The sequence below is a fragment of the Pedobacter nototheniae genome (assembly GCF_004335085.1).
GTDB lineage: Bacteria > Bacteroidota > Bacteroidia > Sphingobacteriales > Sphingobacteriaceae > Pedobacter > Pedobacter nototheniae.
Map to the genome: position 1 here is coordinate 1 of NZ_RQRS01000017.1, position 25,347 is coordinate 25,347.

A 25,347-nucleotide genomic window follows, 5' to 3' on the forward strand; every position below is an offset into this window, starting at 1 on the left:
ATGGTACAATAGGAAAAGAAGACATTCGGCACTTGATTACAGAACCCCAGTTCAGGTTGAAAGAGCAATGCTGAAAAATAAAACAGAAGCGGCATAAAATGTCTCCACTTTTATATTGCAATTCCAGATCGCAGAAATAGGGCGTTCGACATCTCCGGAAAGTATGGTATTGAAGCCAGCCGAAAATCCATGCGATCTTTTGACCGGAATGATCTTCCTGCTTTTGGCTTCTGCTTCGGCCAGTTTCAGAGCCCGTTCTTTTTCAATATTCTCCTTTACAGCGGGATCATTAGCTTTCCCCATACTGTCGACAAGAGCCATCTGCGCCCGAAAAAGCTGCATGGGATCGGATGGGTTTTTAGAGTTATCAACCTCCTTAGTTACCCTGTTCTCCTGCATTTTTATCTTCGAGAGTGCCGAGGCGAGTGCGATGTCCTGCTCAGTTCTGGAAGGATTCCGCGACTTTACAAAGCTCTGTCCTGCCGCAGAATATCCATGGTTTACATTTTCCGGTCTGCCTGGCAGACCATATTTTGCCTTCATTACCTGGTCAATGGAATCTAGCATATGCTTTTCCCTCAAATTGTAGGATGAGCTTATCTCTGCCAGCTGTTGGTTTTCTTCACCAATACTACCAACAGCAGTGTATCCATCGGCCTGCTTGAATTTATTTCTAAAGGCATCCAGCTTTCCCGAAAGCTCCTGGTTCCTCACCTGCTCGGAAACATTTGCCACGTTGGTCTGTAGCGAATCTCTTCCCAGGACTATTTTACCTTCTTTTCCAAAACTGCTTTTATAGACATAAAAGAAGAGAAAAAGAAAAGGCAGACAGATTATGGGAAGAGCGTACCTGGGCTTTTTTAAATCTATTTTTTTCATATAATTTAATTAATTCTTCGTGTGGCCGGCACGCTCAAGCTCGGCTACCATACTGACCATGAGCAGGCTGTCCTGGCTATTTAGCGTTTCCTTGGCCAATAAAACTTTCAGCGCTTCCCTAATTTCCAGAGTTCTTTTAAGCTTACTTACAGTTGTTCCTATTTCGCTAAGCCCACTCTCAACTTTTAGCAGTGCTTTTTTTTCTAAAGGGGCTTTTTTTGAATCCATTCTCAGCAGCGTAAAGCACAAGAGAAAGGAACTGGCTAGTAGCAGCACCATAGATGAGAAGATAACCTTCGGATATTTTTTGAAAAAACCTGATATGGAGGCCAGGAGGCGTTCGATCAGATCAGAGAACTCATTTCTGAGTTCTGAAAACACAGTTGTCTTTTTCATTGGAATGCATTTTTATCTATAGTTGAAATATCCCTGTTCTCTAATGTCTTCCATCTGGTAATTAAGACCGCGTGGGGATTATTGTCAGATCTTGTTTCAAGATCGACCAGGCTTCCCTCCGTGATAAGCGAGCGGGTGACGCTTGAACTTCTCCTGTCTATTTTCTGTGTACCATAATACCGGAAATACATTCTTTTTTCATCTAAAAAAATAGAATCGGTACGGAGCGTGAGTACAGCAGAGGAGGAGAGAATAGAGGTGAAAAAACCTTTTTCCTTCAGATTATTATACTGAAGGGCACCACTTTCATCAATAAGGTACATGGCCTGTTTCATCTGATATTCTATGAACTTATCATCTGGTACCAGCGAAAAGAAAAGAGAATGGAATTTTGCAATATGTGCGCGATATTCTGCTGCTCTGTTTAGCTGCACATCGGTCTGTTTTGCCAGGATTGGTATTCCCGAGGGGTCAAGAATATAAATACTTTTACGAGAATCCCTAACATATCCATAGGCAAAAAAAGAAACAACAGCGACTACCGATAGACAGAGCAAAAAACTTCCCAGCGAAAGGAATGTGGCTAGACGGATTTTGGATTCGATACTTTTTATCATCATCTCTCTATCCTCCCATTATCTGTCCAGCAACCCTGGTCATGCTTGATGCACCTCTTCCCATAGAACTTGCGGCAGAAGATACACCCGATGTGGATACTATCCATGTTGAAATGCTCGGCACGGTAAGCATGGTTAGTGCACCGATGATAAAGGTTACGATTACCATTCCAAAGGAGAGAACTCCATTGCTGGCAAACCAGCCGAGCTTTTCAAGGCTTGCCCCGCCAGTCCCAACAAGCTCCTGATAACGGGTAATTTCCGCCTCAAGTGCATAATGCTGGAAAAGGGACGCTACATACATCACCAGATATGCAATCCCTGAATAAAGGTTTACGGAAATGAACCTGGCGACCCATGTCGAAAAGGAATCCCTGAAAGCTGGCAGAATAGAGACGGCTACTGAAAAGGGGCCTAAAATAATCAGTATCGTGGAAAAGATGATCTGAATGATAAAAATAATGTAGGTGCAGACCCTGAGTATCCATATAGCGAGTGTTTCCAAAAGAGAGGTAGCCAAAAGTTGCAGACCAACCTCCAGCCGGTTTCTCATTTCCACTATCGGGTTCCAGACTTCGGAAAACCCTTCCTTTACCGAAGACTTAACAGATTCCCATGCATTTTCATACCAGGTATCCGCTTCTGTTTTTGCTGTCTGCGTCTCGGCCTGAATTTTATAGAGCTGATCAGAAACCTCTACCATGAGCTTCGCCCGCTGTAGCCTGAGATCATTGATCTCTGCCTGGCTGCCATCGAACATTGCTGAGGTCTTCTGTTCTACAACATCGGTTGGATACGCAAGGACCCGGGTAAAGATGCTCCACCATAGAATCACCATGGTCAGACCGAAAGGACGGAGCAGCGGCATAATTTCAAGCTGTTTATCCCCGGAGATCATTTCATAGCTTTTGATAGCAAAAAAGATGAGCATAAAAATTGCCGCCAGTGCCTGCGCATCTGCAATAAAGGCATCATAATGAGTCCAGATCGTACTTTTCATCTCATGCAGAAAATGCATCATCCCCTCTTCATACACGCCGTTGCCCTGAAGAAAATTAAAAGTGTCCTTGAACGAATCGGGCACTGCCTGCACAAAAAAACCGGCTGTGCCGGTTATAACATTTAAAATATCCATTGCTTATAGTTTTGATTTTTTAAGAATATCATTGGCAATCTGGATATCGCTCTTTGGGGATGCTGGTCTTTGAACTTCACCGGCCCGTAACTTCTGGACAGATGAGCGGATAGAGAGATAGGTTTTTGCCCTGGATTTCTTGGTTTCCCAGCTTGCCGAGAGTTTTCTGAATTCAGATAGCATCCTGTGGTAGGCCATTATCCTTGATCCCCGGTCTAAGGTAGTCGACCTCGCGATTTCCAGCCTTTCAAGAAGTGCACTGCTTTCCTCCCTGTACCAGTCAAACAGACCCACAGATATTATGTATTTCTGTTCTGCAAGCGAAAGGCCTGCAAGCATATCGGCATCTGCCTGATTTAATAATCCTTCAAACTCGTTGCGATAGTACATTAGCCAAAGGGGATCGGCAAAAGAAAGTGCCGAAGAATAATTGGAGGCCTCGCTCAGCGCAGTATTGCGAAGGGTATCCGCATGCAGTTTGTAGAGATTATCTGTGTTCTGCATGGCTGCTGCCAACATCAGCCGTTGCGTTTGTGGACCGAGCGGGCCAAGGGGTCTTAGATCCGTTTTGGGATAATTGGGGTGAAGCGCCCAAGTAATCCAGTAATCAGGGTTGAGCCCTAAAAATCCTGGTTTGGGCGTAAACTTATCCGCATCCCATTGCTTGAAGACCATTCGTTCCTGCTGGTAGGTAATGTGTTTGTCGGTAATTTTCTTCTGTGACCAGAGGAGCGTTGAGAGCAAACAGAGGAAAAGAAGCAAAAAAGGTTTTTTCATGGTTTTAAAAGTTTTGATTTGAATAAAATATCACTCCCGAGACGCAGATCCTGATTGATAAAGCCCTGATAGGGATTAAGCGAACGGAAGACTCCATTCATTTTTGTCCAGTACATGGATTTTTTCATGCTGAATACCAGGGCACGGATGACGCGGAGCTCTAGGGCAATTTTCTTAAGCAGCGCATCGCGCTTTTCGAAATCCATGAGGACGTTTTCGCCTTCCTTCAATACAAAAGCAGAGACTTCTGAAAATAGGTTTACCCCCCTATCTTTTACCTGGCGGGAAACGTCTTCTGCAAAAAGCAGCAGATGGGGATCTGATTTGGCGATATCAATCATCCCGGCACTTTCCGATGAAATCTCGGCAACCAGTGAGCCGATCTGTCTGACCGCGATTGCTGTTTTGAGCCCCTGATCAACTTCTCTTAAGGAAGACAGGATTAATGACTGAACCATAACGACCGCGCCCAGATTGAGATTAATATCCGAAAGGCGGTTGTTGATCGTATTTAAATAACTGTTATACGTATTTTCAGCTGCCAGACGTACTGCTCCATTTTCATTTACGATATTAAAATGCCCGCGGTCAAAAACTAGCCTTTGAGCTTTACTACAATAATGACCAATCAGCATTAAAAAAATTAAAATAAGCAATTTCATAACATCAGTTTTTTAGGATATCTTTTTTTCGCAGGATTTCATCTACCAATTTTTTATCGGTATTGATAAATTCTGAGAAAGGGTTTAGCTGATTGAAGACCTTTTTTCTTGAAGAATATTGAAGGGTTACCGCCAGTCCTCTGGATGCCCCGGCTATCAGGCGGAGTTCAGTGAGCACATGGGAAAAAAGCATTTTGCGGTCGCTCTGCTTCATCTGGTTGATGTCCTGCATAGAAAGAGCAAGTCCGTACAAAAAATTCAGCAGTGCATGTGCCCGATCCCCCATATCCAGCTCTGCCTGTATGGCCAGAACGGAAAGTATAGAATCGTCCTTGCATAAATCAAAAATCATCCCCTGGCTTTCGGTAATATCAGCAATCAATGGATAGGCTTCGATTCCGATCTGCACCGCATCAATGGCAAGTCCCAAAGTCTTGAACCGGGACTGGATATCCCTGTATTTATTCTTTAATCTTACCATCAGGGTTTTGTTTGCCTCCTCATTTGCAGTGGATCCCGCCTGCCTGTCCCTCGCATCAGACTGTTTTCCGTGTTCTGTTTTGCTATTACCCACAAGCTGGTGCAAAAGCCCGACATTCAACTGCGCATGAGCAGCTATTGATATGAAAATCATAGCCGTGAAAAATGCTGCGCTTTTCATTGCTTGAGCATCTTGGCATTCCTGATAATATCGTCCGCTATGCGTTTATCAATATTGATATATCCTGCATAAGGGTTTAGGGAATTTAAGATTCCGCGCTGCTTTGCCCAGTACATCGTACGGTACATGCCATAGGCCACTCCCCGGAGGATGGTAAGTTCTGTGACGATCCTATTGAGAAGCTTTGCCCGTTCACCGGAATCCATCAGCGCGTCCCTCCCGTCTTTTAATACAAAAGAGCTAACCTCGGTAGCAAGGTTGATCGAACGGGTTTTGAACTCCCTAGCACCTCCTTCGGCAAACAGCAGTAATACCGGGTCACCAGAGGCTAGATTAATCGCCTTATTCACATCAATGACAATATCCTGAGAAATCGCATAAATATCCTTAACAGAAAGCAGAGACCTCATTACTCCTGAAACCTCAGATAAGCCTCTGTAAATAGTGGATTGAAGGTCATTTACAATTCCAAGCTGACCAGTTACCGCGAGCTGTGCCCTTTGCACAAGAGTAAGGTTGTCGCTGGTTCGGGACAGACCGCTGTTCATCACCCCTGCATGGGCAGCCGTGGCCGCAGCGGTTGTTGGGTCAACGTATATTTGTGCGGAGGCCGATTGCACGAAGATTCCAAATAAAAAATAGATGAATATTTTTCGCATAAAAATAGAATTTAACTTGTGATGGATGAATTGACTTTCTTGACAAATTCGGGAAGAGAGATTGCGCTCATTTTCATATCGGCAACGAAATGTTCCAGTCCCAGAGGATAAGAACCGTAACGCTTGACATAAGATTCGACAGCAGTCTTTTCGGGTTTTTCGGTTGTGAAGGTTAAATACTGAAAAAGCGACACTTCAACGCCATAGACCTCCCCTATACTTCCGCGCTTAATGTAAACCTCCTTGAATTTCCCGCGTCCGGCCTTATTTTCAAGCGCATTGATGGTAAATATCTTTCGCTGCTCTACCTCACTGAGCGCCAGGAGCTTTGCTACCTCTGCATAATTCCCCCTGAACTTGGATTGATCGAGCAGGCAGATGGTGTCGGAACTGGCCAGAATGGAATCCTTTATTACAGCATTTCCGATAATATCGCCCAGTTCCTGCGTCACCACAATTGGCTCTCCCCAGAATTTCCTCATCGTTTTATAGAGGTAAAGAATGTAGTTAGCCATTAGCGGAGATGCGATTGCCTTCCACGCTTCTTCCAAAATCATCGCTTTTCGCTGGCCTGTACGGTGCCTCATTTTCTGCAGTACCAAATCCATAATCACCAGCGTCACGATTGGAAAAAGAACCCTATTTTCCTTGATTGAATCAATTTCGTAGACAATAAAACGCTCTGTAAAATCTGAAAGATCAGCGCTTTCGTTGAGCAGCCTACCGTACTCTCCGCCAAGACAGAATTTTTTAAGTACATAACGGTACTCATCAAGATCGAAACTGATCTTCTCATTTTCCTTGATCTCCGAAATCTTAACGATCGAATAATGGTAGAAAGAATCAAAACACAGCGCATAATCAGCCTCTCCTAAAAAGAAGTCTGAATAGTAGGCCGAGAGTACATTTGAGAAAACCGTATCCTCAATCTGCGATACGCTTCCCTCTGCACCCTTTAAAAGAAGTCCGATAAGTGTTTTGAGGAAATCCTTCTTTTCGATGTTATATTCTGCTTCAGAAATAAGAAAGGGATTCATCGTGATCGGATTCTCCTCGGTATAGGTGTAATACTTTCCTCCAAAATAATTGCATAGCCCGGAATAGGAATGTCCTACATCAACGATCACGATGTCGTAATTATAAAGCATATACTGTTCAAGCAGGCTGTTCATAAAAAAGGATTTACCAGTACCAGAGCTGCCCAGAACAAATTTTGAACGGTTGGTAATCCTGCCAGATTCCATAGGAAGATCTGCTGGATCTATGCCTACAGGGATTCCTCTCCTATCGGTAAAGCGCATGAGAAACTTGGAGGGCTCATCCCGCATCAGCCGTTCCTTGTAGAACAGGCAAAGGGCCGCATCCGAAGTGGTGAGGAACCAGTCGTATTTTTTCAGTTCCACTGCATTTCCAGGCAAGGCACTCCTAAAGAGTTCCATCTGGTTATAGGCATTCTTGGAGGGGATAATCCCCTGCTGAAATAGGGAAGCTTCAATAAAGTTACAGCTGGTATCCAGAAGTGGAAGTTCGCAGCAGACCAATAAAGAATAGTGCGCATTGACGAGCAACTGGTTTTCCCTTGCCACATCTATGAGCAACTTATCAATATCCTCCACACACATCTGATTGGCTGGATCAGGAACTCCGGAATGCCGCTTGCGTTTCAGCTGCAGTTTGTTCAGGGTAATGCCCTGGGAAGGAATTTCAATTAATTGGTTATAAACAAGACTTTCAATACCCGGAACTGATGACAGGAAAGAAAGGTTGTCCATCGGAAATTCCTGTAGTCCTTTCCCGTCGTTCGCCATTAAATATGGCCCAATGGATTCAGGCATGTCAATGGAATCGATATTGACCAGGCTCATGCAGCGGATCACCTTTTTCCCAATACCTATTTCAGTATCCCCGGCCCTTAAGTTATTGAGCGAAAAATGGTCTGAGGAGAAATCCATGGCAAGCATCCGCGAAATATAGCGTTCTATCTCACCCTGGGGCAGTACTTTTGGTGATACCGATGCTCCTTTCAATAGTTCACAGACCTTGGCAATATTGGATACAAAATCCAAAAGGGCTTTCCTGTCATAAACGTACATTGCCCTTCGTTTGACCTGACGGGTTATAACCAGATAACTAGAGTGCTCAATATATTCCCTCCCTGAAAAATGCTCATCGTATTTTTGCTGAAGGGGTTCACTTTGCACTTTCGCCTGATAAGTTCTTTTAGAGAACACATCCTGTTTCTGAATGATATACCCTTCACTCAATATCTTGATCACATTGAGAAGCAGAAGATGAAAGGCCTGGTAGCCTGCCGGATCAGCGGAATAAATAAGCACCGGATTTTCGATAGAAAGAATTACTGAAAAATCGCCTGACTCACCATAAAGAACGGAAAGTCCGCCTATCTCTTCTATTCCGGCATATGGCAGTTTAAATTCCTGTTTTCCCATAACCTCGCCTTAAATAAATACGATGAATGAATATCTCCCTGGATCTGGTCTTATCATGAAGACCGGATGCCTGCTTGGAATATGTGTAGAGGAGCCCACCGGCTATTGAAAGAATGGTTAAGAGGCCACCGATATACATATTGAGGAGCGGACCGGCTAGGCCTCCTGTGACCAGCCCAAGACCTAAGGAAGAAATTCCATAAGCAATAAACTTCCCTTTGAAACCGCGATAAACAAGGGGCTTTTGAAGCCCCTTGTAAACTGGATACATCCTCATGCTATACGCCAAAGAAAGCCTTGATCACTACCGATACCAGAACCAGAAAAAGGCAGGAACCTCCCCAGCCCATAATTTCTTTGTTGATGTCCTGATCTCCGGAATTCCATTTGATGTAGACACGTACCCCGCCGATAATACCTACCACGGCACCAATCGCAAGGGTGAGTGTAGAAACTGGATCTACATAAGAGGTCAGCGAGGAAGTCGCCGCATTGATTCCTGTTGTTCCTCCCCCAGTCTGGGCGGAAACTGCCTGCACTAAACCCAATAGCGCGGCCAATGACAAAAGTCTTTTGCTTTTTCTTGTCATAAAAAAATTGATTTAAATTGAATAAAATTGTATTTACAGTCCGAAAAGACCGCGGAGGAATACACCGATGAGAGATAAAAAGAGGCATGAAAAGAACCATCCCATAACCTGCGCATCGATGTGGTGCTTGCCCATCTGCCAATTGGCATAAACCCTAAGTCCACCTAGGATTCCTGCGATTGCGCCAATAACCAGTACCAGATCCGAGAGCGAAAAATACCAGCCTTTCACCTCTGCCGAGGCGGAATAAAACTCTGAGATTCCTGGTTGAGCATTAGCGGAAAAAGTAGAGAGCAAAAAAAAAGAAGCTGACGCTGCCCTTAAAAAGAATAAAGAAAACCTCATGGAGTTTAGTAAGGTATTGCCCGCGTATGTTCGATGAGGTTGTCTTTCGCAAGGGAAAAAAGCTGTTTTAGTCCAATGCCTCCACTTGAGCTAATTGGACCTGTTGGCAAATAAGGGGCTGGTTTTTCCTTTTTTTGTGAATCCGTAGGCACAGCCTCCTCTGCTTTCTCTTCCAGGGTAATCAGCTCAGGGGTAAATGTTTGTGCAAAGAAAAGCTCGTCTACCGCAGTTTCATCTACAGTGCCTCTTTGAGATAGAAAAAGATCAAAAAATAAGTTCAGTAAATAATAAACCAGATATACAATAAAGATTATGGTCAAGAAATTAGTCCAGCTCATGGGTCATTTTTTTTAGGGTTTGTGAAATATATTCATTTAGCCAGGGGTGGCTTTTTAAAAACTGGTGGAGGGAAAAAACAATGACCCGCGTCATATCTATATTGGATGCGGCCTTTAATTGCCTCAGCTTGCTCATTGTACGATTATCAATCCGGATAAGGATTTTCTCCTGCCCATCCATATTAAAGTCCCGCAGGGATGAGAGAAAACTAGCTAGACGCTTGGCGTTCACGGCCGTTTCTTTGGATTCAGTTTTTTTTACACCAATCTTTTCAGCGCCATGACTGGCCTGGGATTTTTCCGGCAATCCCTTTTCTTCTTGGATCCTTGATTTCAATTGATCGGCAAGGGACTTGATTTCGCTCATGTCGATATACCTTTCTTCATAAAGCTGCCATAGATAAAGTCCATTGCCGGCATAAAAACTGGAATTAAAGAGGCCGGGACATGGATGGTTCCTACCCGCTGAAAATCGATGCGGTCAGAAATACCGGGAGAAATCTTTCCAAATCTGGATAGTACCTTGTCTACCTCTTCCCTGGTTTCATACTTTACGGTTGTTTTAATCCTATTTGGCACATACACCATGGGTGATAAATTATTGATCTCCCGACATACAAGCGAAAAGAGCACTGTACTGTCTACAGAAAATTCATCATAATTAAACGGGCAGATAATGAGTTCCGCGGAACTGATAATGGGAATCAATAGGTCATCGTCCATTTTACCCGGAAGATCAATGAGTACAAACTCATCCCTATTTTGGTTAAGCAGTTCCAGCAGAGCCGGGAAGTACTTAAGATCAGAGGGAATAACCTCGTAGAGGGGATCGTTCTCCAGAATTTTTGCCTTTTCAAACTTGCCTGAAATCGAAGCCTGGTAGTCCATATCCAGAACGGTAACCTTCTTTTTTTTAAGCATTGAGAGGAAATAGGCCAGTAACAGGCAGAGTGTACTTTTACCGGCTCCCCCTTTCTGATTTCCAATTAATATAACCATAAGCATAAAAATTTAACGTGTATTGGTTCTTGCTTTTTTTTGCCTGCGCCTATTCCGTCCGAGGATCTGCTCATCATCAATATCATCAGAGATGTCTATATCCAAAGAGAATTCGCCAATGGATATACAATCATGCATTTCAACCTCGTCAGCAGGAAATATTGACTCTGATGGATTTTCAAGGAGCATCTCTTCCTTTGGAGAAAACTGATTTTCATAAATACCCTCCGAAATGGGTATTAACGTTTTTAAGTCTTCGGTTTGGCGTAAAGTCTCCATAAACTTAGTTAGAGACATAATATCGCCACCTTTAAAAACTTCCTTGGTGGAATGGTCTAAAATGGTATAGCCATATGGCGGCTTGTCACCTTTAAAATGAAATACAAACTTAAGGCCGAATGAAGAAGATAGTTTTTCGCTTAACTCAGAGGTATAGCCTATTACTTTTCCCTTCTCGCCACCTGGAAGATCTTCCCTGATCGCTTGGATTCTGGAATCGGTAATTGGCCTATATTTTTCAAAAACCTGTTTTAACTGTTCCTTTCTTTTCTGGTCAGGTGAAAACCGGGCAATTTTTTGTTCTATTTTATCTAAGCTTACACTGCCCACTTTTTCACCATATTTTGAGAGATCAAGCGTATCCTCCAGAACTTTTAATGCATATCCCTGTCTTTCAAGCAACATCATAAACTGCGCCTTATTGGAGAAGCTGTATTGAAGTGCCCTCGTCAAAGCTTTTTCAGCAGCATGTTTCTCATCATTACCGATAAGTTTATTCAGTACCTTATAAGCCCTGATCTTCTCAAAGCTGTCCGAAATCTTTTTCCCTTCCAGGTCTATTCTTGAAGAGACCATGTGGATGTGATTATTCTGCGTGTCCTTGTGGAAAATGAGAAGATACGGCTGATTTCCATAACCCATGCCCTCTAGCCAGCCTTCGGCCAGCGTAACTAGTTCCCCCTTGTCCAAGCTTCTGCCCTTTGAAGATATCATTGCATGAAATTGCGGATATACAACCCTGCGGTTTCTGCTCGCTAGGGATGAGAGGTAGTTTATATAATCTCCAGGCCTGATCTCAGATAGCCCTTGCAGCGCCCCAAAACCGGACACCTTTACCAGTTCTCCCTTATTTTTTTCAACTTTATTGGTATTATACCTAATTGCCCTAAAAGTCTTTGATTTCCAAAGAATTTTTACAATCATAAATTAAGCCTTTAATAACCTGAGTAATTCCCTGGTTGCTCTCTCCATTCCTCTAAATATTGAAATGTAATCAGTAAAAATCGTGTTGAACTGAAGTACAATTTCAGCAGAGAGCATTCCTCGTTTATTTAAAAAGTTCGCATGCCGGGCAAGCTGGTTAATGTTGTTTCCTGACCTACCGATCTCTGCACCGATCTGGTTCAGGTGTTTTAAAACTTCAACAGCATTGATTTTATTTGAAACCGCAGAGGAGATTAAAAGCCTTTGCCGCAAGAAATCACTTTCTTTCAATCCAAGGGAAAGCCAAAGGTTTCGGAGTAAAGCATATTCTTCCTCGGTAAATCTGGCCTTAATGAACCTGGTTCTTTTACCATCTAATTTTAAAGGCCTCCCATTCTTTTTCTTGGTCATATTCAACAATTAAGGGACATCCTCCGAAGAAGAAAAAACTAGTTGCGACGTTTTTTCCATCCCGCTACGCCCCCAAGGCGAAAAAAAGCGGGCAAGTTATAGGGTTTTTGAGCAACAAAAACACAACTTGCAGGCTAAAAAACCAAAATACACCTACAATAACGAAAGGATAAAAACCAAAAAATTTAAGCTTGGTTTATTAGGATTTTGTTAAAAAGTATTCCGGCAAAAGAGGAAGCCTAAAGCTATCTTTGCCAGATGGAGCTGCAGGAATTAGAAGAGTTTTTCAAGAATTGCCAGAGACCGGAAATGCCGGTGTTTTTAAATGAGGCAACAAAAGTAACTGACTTTGATTTATTTCTAGAGAGCCATTTCGGGCCACTTAGAGCTAATCCGGAAAGTAAAATCAATAAGCCACTATTAGTAAGACTAAAAATGATGAAACTTATCATTGAGTCTAACTAGCTAAATCTATATCCACATATTTCTATATAAGAATATCCACATATACCGATAGAGGCATATGCTCAATATTTACAATAGTTATATATTCATATATCAACGTGTTATACCAAAACCATTCTCTACACTAAAAGGCATAGGCTTAACAATAGATTTTTCAATTTGCCTTAGATCAGCCACAAGCTTTTCATTATAATCCTTAAACCCTGCATATTTGAACGAACAGTCTATACTTCCATGTACATCTCGGATAAATTCCTGCGCAGCAGATTTTCCTGCTTTATCATGGTCAAAATAAAGTTCAATAGAACCAAACTGGTTTGACCTACCCTTGGCAGCCTGTAGAAACGAAAGGGAATTTAACACCAATATGGATGCAGGATCCTGTGGATGTTCGACTTTCCAGCTCAGAAAATCAAAGTAACCTTCAAAGACACCTAGCCTGTCAACAGCCCCCTGCAAAAAACTCATTCCCTTGTGCCCCAGGCAACCCTTAAAATATTTGTTGCGTACCTCCCAGCCACCATTCTCATTTGGCCATGCAGAAGCAAAGTAATTCCTGCGCTTATTGCTGCTGTCCATGACCGAATAATAAAGTTCATATAAATAACCACCTGCAACGCTGTGTACTCCCCTGCCTTTAAGATATGAGCTGATGACATCGTTGCCGATTGATTCATTTACTACTTCTACTTCATATCTTGGAACTTTGAAGGGCAAGGGCCTTCGGGAATTATCAACAGGCACATCCGCGGTTTTCTCAAGGTTTATTTTTGCATACTCTACGATTTTTTTAAGAACCTCAGGAAAGCTTGAGGGATACCAATATGCAAGGCCAAAATCGATTATGCTTCCGCTTTTTATTCCCGATACTCCTGCACCGCCATGGTCAAACCAGACCCCCAGATTATCATTTACACAAAGTGAGGCAGTATATTCTTCACGCAACATACTTAGAAAAAAATACTCTCCCCCCGATACTTTCTGGGGACTGAACCCCAAGTTCTTCAAAAGATCGAGGAGCGATACTTTCTCCTTGATCTCATTAACGTTTAAAAAAGCTGACATACCGATTTAGTTTTAGAATTTTCAGAAACAAAAAAGGGGCTTATCGCCCCTTTAAAATAGAACCCAAAAAGAAGGGCCTCTATATATTGTAATTTTGGAACTACTCGCGTCGATTTCTACAAACCGGACTTATCGTCTGCCAATGCGCTTTCACCTTTTTGACGTCATCTCAAAGCTTCGCAAAATTCCCTTCAATTCAAAGGGTAATGTTTCATTCCTGAATGTCAAAGACCAACTCTTTTGTTGGCTCAAAATTCAGTATGTGCAAGACGATTTATTGACACTATGAAAATAGTGTGAGCGATTTTTATAAGGCTATTTTTGCCTTGATCTGAAAGTTATTTAATGGAGATCAGATTTGTTATAAATTTTACATTCATCAGTTTAGTTGATTACTGTTCCATTTTTATTAAACAGAAGAGAATTTTCATTAAATCACTAGCATTTTATTTACAAAAACTATAACACTTTTATTTAGGTGTGTAATTTTTTTAATCTGGATTATTTTGAGGATATCCTGCGATATGAGAAAAATTATACAAAGTGAAATTGGCAATTTGGTTGATTATCAATTAAACTTAAGTTTTCTGGCAATATGATCGTTTATGGCATTTCTCATACTGTCTAAATAAACAGTATATCCCTTGCTTTTCCTTCTAGAAATATCAATGAACTTGCGATAAGCGACACCCAGATCTACATTTAAGCTCTTTTCAAGAATATCAACGACCTGGGATATATCTGCTTTTCCATTATTCAATGACCCCATAAAATATATGCCATAGGCAAGTTCTACAAGCTTCACTTTATCGTCTGTCCATCTCAGGTTTGAGTTTTTTGACAACAATTGAAATATTGAGGATTCTGGATTGCTGTATACCAGTCTGATGCGTGTCAATATAAACTCCCGCAAATGTTCATACGCACGGAATTTAGCAAAGGTATAATCTCCCTTTGTCTCGAATTCACCAAAATTCATTGCGGGAAGTATTTTCTGCCTATTGCGCCTTAAAAAGTATTCTTCATCTAGTGCGCTCTGGTCATTGAGATAATATTGGTAAAGAAATTGATTTTGTTCAAAATATCTTCTTAAGAAATCCATTTCTCTTATGTAATAAGTTCGGATTGCCTCATCCGTATCTACTGGAATATTCGAGACAATATTGAACTGTTCTACAATAAAAATTTTCCAACTGTAAAACTTGGGCTTGATCTGTTTAAAGAAAAAAATCTCTTCTGCTTCCGAGGAAAAACCTAATCGGTTTGCCAGGGAATTTAAACGGATTGTGCTGCTTTCTATCATTTCAAGGGAGGAGGATAACCTAAGCAGATCACTTATAAGTTCATTTTTTCCAGCATGAAGCTTAGAGGTCATTTCCAGGTACAGGTGTTCGGATTGGGGGATTAACATACACAAAGGATTTAGATGAAAAATAGGTTTATTTTAGGCAGCTAAAATTCAGCCTGCGTTGCTGCAAATTGAATTATTGCAGGCATAGAATCAAGTTGCCTATCGGTTGCACAAATTCTCAACCCCCTGAAAAAATAGTATTTACAAAGAATCCGATTACTATTTCCTTCTTGAAATTAAGGCCTGAAAATATCTTCGTCCTTGTTAAAAGCCTATTGGTGTAACTCCAATAGGCCCCGGTGTAAAAACCTTTAACAGCAACATTATTGAACCTAAATTGTAGATAAAAATCACGTATGAACTATCAATTTACTTTTTTTGAGGAGCATTTTCAGAGCTTACAGACCAAGACCAGCTTTGCAAAAAACTATACCGTAGAATCGAAGAAAAACCTCGAAAGAGAATATGCCAGACTGATCAGATTTTTTAAGGATATTGCTATAGATCTAAACAATAGGGAAAAAGTTAAGACATATTTTAATTTCCACCAGCAGAATATCACCTTATTGATGGATAAGGTCAGTGCTGAAATTTCGGAACAGGGAGCCAAAACGAATAAAAAAATAATAGTGGGCTCACTGGAAATTCTGTTGGACAAATTGGAAAGTCTTATAAACTGGATGAGAGAAATTTTTCCCGGAATTTTCGATCACAAAGGTAAAGTGCCCAAAAGAATTATTTATTCAGAGGAATCTGGAATAAAAGAGGTGTTGAGTCTAATTCTCGACGAGCTTCAGCAACGGTGTTTCACCAAAGAAGTATTGAAATTGACCAGCGCTATATTAGACGTGGGGCAAATAGTTAGTTTTAGGGATCTGGGATTTTGGAAGAGTAGTTTTAGAGAAATACATAGAAAAATTATTGAAACCAATTCTACCAATGAATTTGGATTAGTAAAAATCTTTCTAGAAAACGGTATAAATCATAGCCAATTGTACAATCATGCAAAACTCTTAATATCAAAGGAGATCGAAAACAAAACAACATTAGGTGAGCAAATCTCATCAGTTTGCCTTTTTCGAAAAGAAATGCGCGTTTTATTCATTCAGGATCATAAGCTTCAATTTGAGAATAGCCCTGATGTTAAAAGGGCAATCAAGAGATTCTTGAGGGAAGAACTGCTTTTACTTAGAGCGATGGAGTTTGTCAATCATGAAGTTGAGGAAGCCGGAATTATGAATGCCAACTATAAGGTATCATTCTCAGTAAAACAATTGGCATTTTTTGTCCATCTGCAGATGGAAACTGGAATAATTATATGGCAAAGGGCAAAATTTGCGCACCAGTATATAGCTCGACATTTTAGCACTGTAGAACGCGAATCAATCTCAGAAAAGAGCGCAAGAAACGCGCATTATAATCATGCGAGTGAAGATATCAAAAAAGTTATCGCAAAACTAAGCGAAATGTTGGCTCTGGCCCAGGAGCGATATTAAGGCTAATAGAGGAAAACTGGTGTATTGATATGTGCAGTGGGGGTTGCACTCGGCTAAAAATTCTGCAACTTGACAAAATATTAAAATCACCGTTCTTTATCCCAAAAAGATTATGAACGGTGAAGATTACACATTGAAACTAAGTGCTTTCAATCCCCTCTCAGCAGGTCTCAAAGCATACATTGCTACTATCGCACAAAAAATACCTTATTTAAAAGGTCAAGCGCTTTTTATATCGCGGGAGAAGAATCTGTTTTTTCCCCTAATTGAAAAAGGGACACTGCACATAATTGCCATTGATAAAGACACGGATGAGGAGATTATTATTGGTACTAACCGCACAAACGATTTTTTGTATCACTTTGCTAAAATAATTCCTGGATCAAGGTATGAGCTTTATGTAGAATTTTTAGAAGATTGTTCTATAATCGCAATAAGCGAAAAGCACTTCTCCAATCTGATGAAATTGTTCTTCGATGCATACTTGCTTGACCTAAACTTCACATCATTTCATTTCAACAGACTATTTACAATCCTGTTTAAAATTAATAAAACTGAGTAGCCGGTTCAAAAAAAGTATCACGTCCGCTAAAACTTATTAATTATCATTTTATCGCACCCACAAAAGGTTCACTAAAAATCATTTATCAAATGAAACGACTCATCGAAAAACTTCAAAGCCTTCAAAATGCCAACGTAAATCTTGCAATGCAGATTGCCGAAATGTTTGTTCCCAAGTTTTTTAACAAGGGTCTACTACTTAGCACACCCGACCACTCCTATCCGGAACTTTATTTTATAGAAGATGGTTTAGCCCGAGGGTACTTTATACATGAGGGGCAGGAACATACATCATGGATACTAGAGCATGGATTCATACTACCCACAACTTCTTTTTTTTCGTTTAGCCAATCAATTGAATATATAAATTTTCTAAAAGATAGTTCAGGTTACGCTTTAAATCTTATCCAATGGAATGAGCATGCAAAAGTAAATCCCAAATTTTCACTAATACTACTAGAAATATACGAGGAAAACATACAGAATGTAAAGCAGAGAGAGCAAATGCTAAGGATCAGGCATGCAGAAACAAGATTTCTGCATTTCCGAAATCTACATCCAGAGCTAATCAACCTCCCCATCCATAAAATACTGGCCTCGTTACTTGCTATAGAGTCAAAATACCTCTTTAAGATTAAACGCAAATACAGAAAGCAATGAATTGACAATCATATAAATACACAAATAACAATATCATTATTACACTTACTATGGGGTGCAAAAAGAGCAAAAATCACCGAATTCGGGTAGCGATTCATACTTCTATTGTTTCGAACTTTAATCGACAATCTGATGGTTGTTAGAAAGGATAAAGAAAAATGGAAAATACTTATTTAAATAGAGGGGCGCAAACGAACAACGCAAGATTAGTTTCATACCTGAATTCAAGCGGGTTATTTCTTTTAACATTACTTTGGTCGTATGCTGTATTTGCAAAACTGGCAGATTTGCAACTTTATCAGCGCCAGATGGAGGAGCAGCCTTTCTCTAATGTTATTACTATTGCACTGACATACCTAATTCCAACCCTTGAGTTAATTTCTGCTACCCTACTAATTTTAAATAGACACAGATTGGGGTTATGGATTTCACTTTCCCTTCTCTTAGGATTTACAATCTATATAATTCTGATCTTAAGTCACGTTTTCCCAAAAGTACCCTGTAGTTGTGGCGGTCTTATTTCCAAGATGAGCTGGAAAAACCATCTATATTTTAATCTGCTATTAATTTCCATAAATGTACTCTGTTTAGTTCATACCGAGAAGAGAGAAAGGAGGTTAACCGGCAAAGAAAAAAATAAAAGTACCTAAACTAATTAACACAATTAACCAGGGCATAGTGCCCAAATCTTAAACTAACTTTTTCGCTTGTTTTTTCAAAGTAAAAAGCATCCTTAAATTATGCAAACATTAGTAAAAAATTTAAGCAAAGGCCTAATGGCCGCCGCTTTAGGATTAGTATTAGTAGTTGGTGGTTCTGCGTTCAAATCGGACTCAATTGGTAAAAGAGTTCAGTACCAATTCCGTTATAACGCAATTCCTCATGCTGAAGGTGATGTAGAAACGTTAAGCAACTGGACTTATGATCCTTCGGCTCCCAGCTGTGAAGAAGATCTACAAGCACCATGTACTATCAAGGTAGATCAGGCGTTTGTCAACACAGGAGGTACGCCCACTCTTAAATCAACCTTAAACCTTAATGCGTCTCCATACACAACCAGTTCAGCCTACGTAATTGGAAGTGCTGATGAAGACATGGAAATTATCAATCGCGCAGATCAATAATTTTTCTGTCTAGTGAATTTAACATGGGGCAGAAAAAGATCCTCCCCATGTTAAACAATTAGTTTTGAGTCATACCAGACAATTCGATTACGTCTGTGGGAAGCGGCAAAGCATAATACCGCGAATCTGGCGGAAGGCTGTAAACTTTGCCGTCGATAATCCGTCTTAAAATTATATTCGCCCCTTCTTTGTTATATCGCTTGATATCTGCAAAACGAAGCCCCCTCATTAACAGTTCTTTTCTTCTTTCCAATCGGATTTTGGACAAAGCATCCTGCTTATCGCTTGCAACAATTGGAGAATATATAGTCGTACTTTTCCAGCGTGACTTTAGCAATTTATTTAAATCATCCATTGCTCCAGGTAAATCGTTTAGCCAGGCCTTGCATTCCGCACTTGTGAGGTAGAGTTCATCGGTCGCTAGGCCAGAAAAATAAACCGTTGCGTTCGCCGTATAGTTCCCTTTAAACTGCTGATACGGCGCAGCGGATTTGAAAAATGCAACTTTTCTAAGGTCGTTTGCGGAATAAGATGAATACAGGTTAGAGTCGATACGTGATCTCGACACAGTATTTACACCAAAATTGCTTGAAAGTTCCGCATACCAGATGGTTTCCTTATTGAACTTTTTCACTGGTACTGCACTGGTAAGAGCCAGTAAATCAGCGTCACCATTGAAGTCCATGAGCTTATTATTTAATGCCAGCGCTTCAATAGTGTATTTCATCGCAAGATCATACTTCCGCATATACAGAAAGCATCGTGAGAGCAAAGCCGCAGTCGCAACTTTAGATGGCCTCATGACATGCTGAGGGTAATCTGGCAATAATCTAAGTGCCTGACTCGCATCTTCTATAATTCGGCTATAACAATCACTGACTGAGGATCTAATTGAGGGAATATTAAAATCTGAATTTAGGCGAAGCGCTATTCCCAAATCGGTTTTAGATGACTGCTCATCATATGCCAATCCAAATTGATTCGTCAGCATTAAGAAATAATACGCTCTGAAAAACAATGCACTACCCTTCACATTGTCCCAGGCGGCAGAATTAGAAGATGTCCTGTCTATCTTTTCCAGTAATTCTAAACTTAAATTACAGTTGAAAACTGCCGTGTAAGCCAAACTCCAGTCATTTTGAAATCTATAGGGTGTTGGCTGCCAGGTGTAGGCCTCCTGCCCCCTTGTGATCAGTGATTTATAATTCTCCGAGGGGAGAAAAAAATCATCGCTCGAAGCCTCTCCGAAAGAGGGTGATGTACGGATGTTCATCAAATTTGCATCATCCAATAGTCCTTGAATGTCTACAAGGGTATTTGGAACGACAAGCTGCTTATCTGACTTCACATCGAGAAATTTTTTACAACCTGAGAATATGGCAAGAATACCAATACCTGTAATAAATATTCTCAAAACTTTTAATCTTTTCATCTCTTTTTATTTTTTATAACAGATCTATTAAAATGCGCCCTTTATACCGAAAGAAAATTGAAGTGAAGGGGAAATTACATTTGCATAATCGGGATCATAACCATCCTTATTTGCTCTCCATAAGATTCCTATATTCTGCATACCTGAATAGAGTTCAAGGTTTCGGAACGGGGATTTCCATTGCGAGGTATTCAAGGTATACCCTATGCGCAAATAATCCATTCTAACATGGTCTCCACGCATTACATTAGGTTCTGATGAATAGAAAAATGCATCCCTTAATGATGAATTAGGATATATGAATGAAGGGACATTGGTTTTTTGCTCATCCCCAGGATTCTGCCATCGGTTGGAAAACTGAGCATTACCAATTCCATTACTAATCAACTGTGAATAACTTATCGTTGGCTTTTTGACCCTGTAACCCAATTTATAATTGAGATTGAAAGAGAAGCTTAGCCCCTTGAATCTGAAAGTATTGATTATCGATCCAAAATAAGCTGGACTTGAAGCTCCAAGGTAGACTAAATTGCTTCCCGTGTTGCTAGCTTCATTTAACATAGCTGCGTAATCGGTACTTAAGGATCCATTCAGATACCCTTGCGGGTTTCCTTTATTGTCGAGTCCTCCCCACTTATATGCCGCAACAGCATATAGCGGATATCCCTCTAAAGGCGTTATATAATTACCACCAGATATCATCGAATAAATACTTGCCATAGTTTTAGAGTAATATTTTTTTGTCTTGCTTAGGTTATAGCTAAAGAAAAGATCGCTGTTCCAGCTAAAATTTTTACCCTGGATATTGCGGCTATGAAAATCGGCATCAAAACCATGTCCAACCATATCCGCTACGTTCCTAACAATTTCGTCATTCGCCCCCCAAGATGTATAATCGTAAGAATCCCTTCCATATAGATCAGATCCCCTTTTGACATACCATGCCAGAGATCCACTTAGAACTTGTTTTTTTAGCTCGAAATCTATCTTTAGGTTAAGCTGTGAGAGCTGTTCCCAGCGCAAATCAGGATTGTTTATAGTATTGATCCTTGTAATTGGAAAACGGGTAATTGAATTCGTTCCATATCCGGCAATTGGTAGCGCTGTTTTGCTTAGATCGACATTTCCACTATAGCCAAATGTACCTGTTAGGCGGAGAACAGGTAGCCAGTCGATGTTATAAAAACTCTCATCAGAGACCTTCCAGCCCAAACCAGCTGACCATAACGGTTTCCATTTATCATTTGTATTTGCACCAAAAATATTGGAACCATCTCTACGGACACTTCCAGAAATCAGGTATTTCCCTTTATAACTGTATGCAACATTGCTGTACATACTTAAAAAACGATAGGCAGTTTCAAGTAAAGTGTTTACTCCACCAATCTGGTTAGTATTGCCTGTAAGATATTCAGGGTAATATCCAACTTCGTCGACGGGACTAAAATAAAGGGGATCGGATTGATATCCAAGCCGCCTGTTTCCCATTGCAGAAGTATTTGAGGATCTTACCTCACTCCCAGCAATGGCGGTAATACTGTGCACTCCAAAAATCCTGTTATAATTGAACTGTGCTCGCCCAGTCTGTGAATTCACAACTGATGTATTAGCTAACAGAATTCCTCCTTTCGGAACGGGATAAGTCACTATCCCAGTTGCCCTATTGAATTGGCTAAAAGTGTTTACCAGGTTTCTGGCAGCATAACTTTCAGCGTCTGAGGTTCTTTCATCACTTGAGTTTTGCCGCTGGTATTGGTAATTTAACTGTAGGTTTAACCCATCTAAAATTTGATACTTTAGACCGAAATTTGCATAAAGTTCTTGAGTTTTACGCCTATTGTAATCATGTTTATAATCTTCAGTTGGATAGTATTTCCAGTCTAAAAATTTTCCAGAGGCTAAAGTATCCGTGTAAATGCTACGATAGCTCGTCGCCATACCGCCCAGCGAACTAAAGTCCATATAGGTTGGGTAACGACTTCCAATGTTTAGCGAATTGAAACTTGGCCTTCCTGTTTTGCTATCAACATTTGTGAAATAGATATTTGTATTAAGGTCAAGTTTTTTTATAAGTTTGAAATCATTCGCAAGATGCAGATTTAACTTATCGGTATTACTATAAGTCTCTCCTTTAACATGATCGTAAGCTGCAGAAAATAAATAGCTATTTCTTTCTCCCCCACCTTTAATGTTAAGATTGTATTGCTGGGTTAGGGCACGAGTGTAAAAGTTATCCAAATAGGATTGCTGAGTATTATTCTTCAGCAAATTTTGTACTTGTTCATCGGCAGTCGATTGCGAAATTTTGCCATCCCGCTGGGCTAACAAAATTTCCACAACTGGAGTAATGGCTGCCCACGGTGTGGAGGTTATCCTGTCATTAAAATAGCCTGCATTAAAGAGCTGTTTTTCTACCGCGATATAATCACTGTTTTCCATTTGTCCTACCGCAGTAAGTTTTGGAAGATCCTGTAAAAGAAAGTTAGCGTTAAATGAAAGCTGCATGGCTTGGTTTAGTTTACCTTTCTTAGTTGTAATAATGATGACCCCATTTCCAGCTCTTGCACCCCAAATAGAAGCTGAGGCCGCATCCTTTAATATCGAGACGTTCTCAACATCATTTGGATTTATGTTGGCAATATCGCCCTCATAAATAAAACCGTCTAAAACAATAAGGGGATCTAGGGGACCATTAATCGTTCCAAGCCCCCTTATACTGATATTAGTATTGTTTTGAGGATTGTTATTACTTTTCCCTACTTGCAACATCAACCCGCTACTCTGTCCTATGAGGCGGTCAAGTATACTGGTACCGGATCGAGCATTCAGAGCTTTTTCATCGATTAAGGAAATTGTTCCATTTATTTCATTTGGCTTCGCACTCTGATAACCAGTCTGCACTAAAACTTCCTCCAGTTGCTGGATTTCCTCTGTCATTTTGATGGACATAAAAGAGCCAGGTTTCTCATTGGTCCTGGTCACACTTTTGAATCCTGTGGCAGTAAAACGAATAGTATCACCAAGTTTTAACCCTTTTATAGCAAAGCTTCCGTCTCTATCAGCAAGGGTTACCCCCCCCTTAAAACGAATTGAAACGATAATAGACTTGCCGTCAAGATCAGTCACCTTCCCACGAACTTCTTGGTTATCTTGCGCGCAGGCAGTAAATGCAGAAAGCATGATAAGTAATATTGCCACAACTAATAGGAAGAAATTCCATTTCATTTTTCTGGCGTTAAAATTATTTATTTTCATTTTTAATCTGTTTTGATTTTTAAGTTGAGGGACAGTCCTGCAATCAACCGTTCAATATTTGGAGCAGTAACCTGTTCGGCTCGAGTGATTGCTTTGATTCTTCCGTCAGATCCTACCCATATATAATGAGGCATGCTTTTGATGGGGAAGATCTCGCGTAGTGTACTATCACTTTGAGCAATCGGCAAAGAAAAACCCGACAATTTAGACTTTTGGTGTACCAGAAAATCGCCAAGTACTTTTTCGGTATCTTTCGAATAAGTATTGATCAATATCACCTGTAGGTTTTTGTTATACTGCTTTTGGAAGCTATCCATTTTAGGAAATTCTATCAAACAAGCGGAGCAAAACGTAGCCCAAAAATCGAGAATTACCGCTTTACCTTTTAAGTCTGAAAGACGGATTCCGGTCGCTGAATAGTTAATAACCTTCGAGAGAAACACATTAGGGATCTTTTTATCTATACCTATGGAATAATTCTGACTTTTTTCTTGTGCTTGGATCGAAATACTGTTGATTAAAAGAAAAACTAAAACGAGAATTTTTTTTCTTTTTAACCGTTCGAGCTTAATTTCGTTAAAGGAAAGGGCTGCTACACTTTTGATCAGCTTTTCGCTTTCTGTAAAATCGAGGACGTGTTTAGAAAACTTATTCAGTGCATTTTCAGAAAAATTAGTCTCTATGCTAATTTTAGGTTTAAAAAAATTACATAGCAATGCCTTAGCGATAAAATATATCGTTTTTTTCATCATGGTTGGTTTAGTTAGTTGATTCGGAAATTAAATGAGGAAACTCAAATATTGAAGAAAACTAAGGCAGGTGCATTATTAAAGAACCTATTTTTTATCATTAACCACTAAGGTGACCTGCCCTAGCCTGGTATCCTATTCAGGAGAACAAATTACCAAGCTGATAAGAATTATGAACGCTACACCAATAACAACAACCCTTCTACCACGAAAATTTTGAAAACGGTAGTTTCCACCTTTCTCGTAAGATAGGGATGTTAGAAGAAATGAATTTTCAACTTGGTCTTTCACGTTTCTTGGTTTGCACCAAAAAACCTTTAGAAAATAAAAAGGGCCGCCCTTAGCTTTTCTGAGACGAAGGTGTAGGACCACCACCGCTTTACAGCGGTCGAACACAGAATAGCAGGCGACCCAAGTCCTTATGCTATGCAAAGATAGCACAGGATTTGAGTTTTCACCTACTGCTTGTGTTCAAACGTCCTACTTTTCGTCACAAGGTTTTTCAGTAATAAAAAAATCAAATCTTGTAGTTAAATGTCTTTTAACCAACAATAAATTTATTAAGCTAATATAAATAAAAACTTTCACTTCCACATGCACCTGTGATAAAATTTTCATTTTATTGTTCCTTGCAAAACAATGCAGAACCGGAATTCCAACCCAGAAATTGTAACTATTGAAATTTCTCATTTGGATTATTTAATTATTGTCAATGTCAAGAACTTAAGATTAGAGTTAGGTCTTTCTCAAGTTTCACTCACACAAAAGATGGGTTTATCTGAAGGTTTTGTAGGAAAAGTTGAACTTTATACCGAAAGGGCCAAATACAGTATAAGGCACATTCACTTGTTAGCTATCGCTCTCAATTGCAAGATTCAAGATGTCCTTCCACTAGAGCAACCGCAATATGATATGGTTAGATTAACTCTAAAAAGGACAAATAAAATTAACAGAGACGGTTCCATCTCCCAGAAGAAAACTACTGAGGTAATAAAAATCGAACCAAAAGAAGAATCAGAACGTTAATTTGAAAATGCAAAGTAATTGAGAGGTCAAGAAGGACTGAA

Annotated in this window: 28 protein-coding genes; 7 read left to right on the forward strand and 21 right to left on the reverse strand. The window is 40.2% G+C overall.

Annotated elements, in window-relative coordinates:
* Positions 1-51: 51 nt before the first annotated feature.
* The 16 genes from EHC72_RS14895 to EHC72_RS14975 form a co-directional block, all read right to left on the reverse strand.
* Positions 52-879 (reverse strand): hypothetical protein, encoded by an 828-nt coding sequence (locus EHC72_RS14895; protein ID WP_131538516.1) that lies wholly within the window; start codon positions 877-879, stop codon positions 52-54.
* Between the two features lie 9 nt (positions 880-888).
* Entirely contained in the window at positions 889-1,275 is a 387-nt protein-coding gene (locus EHC72_RS14900) for a hypothetical protein (RefSeq protein ID WP_131538517.1), read from the reverse strand.
* The gene (traK, locus tag EHC72_RS14905; RefSeq protein WP_131538518.1) at positions 1,272-1,895 is read right to left on the reverse strand and encodes a conjugative transposon protein TraK; all 624 of its coding nucleotides are present in this window, start codon (positions 1,893-1,895) and stop codon (positions 1,272-1,274) included. The genes EHC72_RS14900 and traK overlap by 4 nt, the downstream gene beginning before the upstream one ends.
* 4 nt (positions 1,896-1,899) lie before the next feature.
* Positions 1,900-3,027 (reverse strand): hypothetical protein, encoded by a 1,128-nt coding sequence (locus EHC72_RS14910; protein ID WP_056095048.1) that lies wholly within the window; start codon positions 3,025-3,027, stop codon positions 1,900-1,902.
* Between the two features lie 3 nt (positions 3,028-3,030).
* Positions 3,031-3,804 (reverse strand): hypothetical protein, encoded by a 774-nt coding sequence (locus EHC72_RS14915; protein ID WP_056095051.1) that lies wholly within the window; start codon positions 3,802-3,804, stop codon positions 3,031-3,033.
* Positions 3,801-4,466 carry a hypothetical protein gene (locus tag EHC72_RS14920; RefSeq protein ID WP_131538519.1) on the reverse strand — a complete coding sequence of 222 codons (666 nt, stop codon included), beginning with the start codon at positions 4,464-4,466 and terminating at the stop codon, positions 3,801-3,803. Before EHC72_RS14920 ends, EHC72_RS14915 begins: the two co-directional genes overlap by 4 nt.
* A gap of 4 nt (positions 4,467-4,470) precedes the next feature.
* Complete coding sequence (locus EHC72_RS14925) at positions 4,471-5,127, reverse strand: hypothetical protein (RefSeq protein WP_056095057.1); 657 nt, start codon at positions 5,125-5,127, stop codon at positions 4,471-4,473.
* Complete coding sequence (locus EHC72_RS14930; RefSeq protein ID WP_056095060.1) at positions 5,124-5,786, reverse strand: hypothetical protein; 663 nt, start codon at positions 5,784-5,786, stop codon at positions 5,124-5,126. Before EHC72_RS14930 ends, EHC72_RS14925 begins: the two co-directional genes overlap by 4 nt.
* Positions 5,787-5,797: 11 nt before the next feature.
* Positions 5,798-8,236 (reverse strand): TraG family conjugative transposon ATPase, encoded by a 2,439-nt coding sequence (locus EHC72_RS14935; RefSeq protein WP_056095063.1) that lies wholly within the window; start codon positions 8,234-8,236, stop codon positions 5,798-5,800.
* 278 nt (positions 8,237-8,514) lie between these two features.
* On the reverse strand, positions 8,515-8,826 hold the full coding sequence (locus EHC72_RS14945; protein WP_056095071.1) for a DUF4134 domain-containing protein: 312 nt from the start codon (positions 8,824-8,826) through the stop codon (positions 8,515-8,517).
* Positions 8,827-8,859: 33 nt separating this feature from the next.
* Positions 8,860-9,171, reverse strand: coding sequence for a DUF4134 family protein (locus tag EHC72_RS14950; RefSeq protein WP_056095073.1), 312 nt, complete (start codon positions 9,169-9,171; stop codon positions 8,860-8,862).
* Positions 9,172-9,176: 5 nt separating this feature from the next.
* Positions 9,177-9,509 (reverse strand): hypothetical protein, encoded by a 333-nt coding sequence (locus EHC72_RS14955; protein ID WP_131538521.1) that lies wholly within the window; start codon positions 9,507-9,509, stop codon positions 9,177-9,179.
* The gene (locus EHC72_RS14960; RefSeq protein ID WP_131538522.1) at positions 9,496-9,876 is read right to left on the reverse strand and encodes a hypothetical protein; all 381 of its coding nucleotides are present in this window, start codon (positions 9,874-9,876) and stop codon (positions 9,496-9,498) included. Before EHC72_RS14960 ends, EHC72_RS14955 begins: the two co-directional genes overlap by 14 nt.
* On the reverse strand, positions 9,873-10,508 hold the full coding sequence (locus tag EHC72_RS14965; protein ID WP_131538523.1) for a ParA family protein: 636 nt from the start codon (positions 10,506-10,508) through the stop codon (positions 9,873-9,875). Before EHC72_RS14965 ends, EHC72_RS14960 begins: the two co-directional genes overlap by 4 nt.
* 12 nt (positions 10,509-10,520) lie before the next feature.
* Entirely contained in the window at positions 10,521-11,711 is a 1,191-nt protein-coding gene (locus tag EHC72_RS14970; RefSeq protein ID WP_131538524.1) for a relaxase/mobilization nuclease domain-containing protein, read from the reverse strand.
* 3 nt (positions 11,712-11,714) lie between these two features.
* The gene (locus EHC72_RS14975; protein ID WP_056095082.1) at positions 11,715-12,122 is read right to left on the reverse strand and encodes a plasmid mobilization protein; all 408 of its coding nucleotides are present in this window, start codon (positions 12,120-12,122) and stop codon (positions 11,715-11,717) included.
* 258 nt (positions 12,123-12,380) lie between these two features.
* On the opposite strand from EHC72_RS14975, the gene EHC72_RS23295 reads away from it, so the two are divergent.
* Entirely contained in the window at positions 12,381-12,587 is a 207-nt protein-coding gene (locus EHC72_RS23295; protein WP_131538525.1) for a DUF6965 family protein, read from the forward strand.
* A gap of 93 nt (positions 12,588-12,680) precedes the next feature.
* On the opposite strand, the gene EHC72_RS14985 is transcribed toward EHC72_RS23295, so the two are convergent.
* Together EHC72_RS14985 and EHC72_RS14990 are read right to left on the reverse strand one after the other, a co-directional pair.
* A complete protein-coding gene (locus EHC72_RS14985) occupies positions 12,681-13,652 on the reverse strand; it encodes a toprim domain-containing protein (protein ID WP_131538526.1) in 972 nt (323 codons plus the stop codon).
* A gap of 568 nt (positions 13,653-14,220) precedes the next feature.
* Positions 14,221-15,063, reverse strand: coding sequence for an RteC domain-containing protein (locus EHC72_RS14990; protein WP_131538527.1), 843 nt, complete (start codon positions 15,061-15,063; stop codon positions 14,221-14,223).
* Positions 15,064-15,359: 296 nt separating this feature from the next.
* On the opposite strand from EHC72_RS14990, the gene EHC72_RS14995 reads away from it, so the two are divergent.
* The 5 genes from EHC72_RS14995 (at position 15,360) to EHC72_RS15010 (ending at position 18,844) form a co-directional block, all read left to right on the forward strand.
* Complete coding sequence (locus tag EHC72_RS14995; RefSeq protein ID WP_131538528.1) at positions 15,360-16,499, forward strand: hypothetical protein; 1,140 nt, start codon at positions 15,360-15,362, stop codon at positions 16,497-16,499.
* A 112-nt stretch (positions 16,500-16,611) separates the two neighbouring features.
* Entirely contained in the window at positions 16,612-17,061 is a 450-nt protein-coding gene (locus EHC72_RS15000; RefSeq protein WP_131538529.1) for a cyclic nucleotide-binding domain-containing protein, read from the forward strand.
* An 89-nt stretch (positions 17,062-17,150) separates the two neighbouring features.
* Positions 17,151-17,720, forward strand: a complete 570-nt coding sequence (locus EHC72_RS15005) for a Crp/Fnr family transcriptional regulator (protein WP_131538530.1) — start codon at positions 17,151-17,153, stop codon at positions 17,718-17,720.
* 158 nt (positions 17,721-17,878) lie between these two features.
* Positions 17,879-18,370 carry a MauE/DoxX family redox-associated membrane protein gene (locus EHC72_RS23300; protein WP_394346884.1) on the forward strand — a complete coding sequence of 164 codons (492 nt, stop codon included), beginning with the start codon at positions 17,879-17,881 and terminating at the stop codon, positions 18,368-18,370.
* A gap of 126 nt (positions 18,371-18,496) precedes the next feature.
* A complete protein-coding gene (locus EHC72_RS15010; protein WP_131538531.1) occupies positions 18,497-18,844 on the forward strand; it encodes a hypothetical protein in 348 nt (115 codons plus the stop codon).
* Positions 18,845-18,902: 58 nt separating this feature from the next.
* On the opposite strand, the gene EHC72_RS15015 is transcribed toward EHC72_RS15010, so the two are convergent.
* Genes EHC72_RS15015 through EHC72_RS15025 form a run of 3 tightly spaced genes read right to left on the reverse strand, consistent with a single transcriptional unit; the run spans position 18,903 to position 24,283 of the window.
* Positions 18,903-20,276, reverse strand: a complete 1,374-nt coding sequence (locus tag EHC72_RS15015) for a RagB/SusD family nutrient uptake outer membrane protein (protein ID WP_131538532.1) — start codon at positions 20,274-20,276, stop codon at positions 18,903-18,905.
* A 27-nt stretch (positions 20,277-20,303) separates the two neighbouring features.
* Positions 20,304-23,531 (reverse strand): SusC/RagA family TonB-linked outer membrane protein, encoded by a 3,228-nt coding sequence (locus tag EHC72_RS15020; RefSeq protein ID WP_131538533.1) that lies wholly within the window; start codon positions 23,529-23,531, stop codon positions 20,304-20,306.
* Between the two features lie 2 nt (positions 23,532-23,533).
* On the reverse strand, positions 23,534-24,283 hold the full coding sequence (locus EHC72_RS15025) for a TlpA family protein disulfide reductase (protein WP_131538534.1): 750 nt from the start codon (positions 24,281-24,283) through the stop codon (positions 23,534-23,536).
* Positions 24,284-24,919: 636 nt separating this feature from the next.
* On the opposite strand from EHC72_RS15025, the gene EHC72_RS15030 reads away from it, so the two are divergent.
* On the forward strand, positions 24,920-25,306 hold the full coding sequence (locus tag EHC72_RS15030) for a helix-turn-helix domain-containing protein (protein WP_131538535.1): 387 nt from the start codon (positions 24,920-24,922) through the stop codon (positions 25,304-25,306).
* The last annotated feature ends 41 nt before the right edge of the window (positions 25,307-25,347 follow it).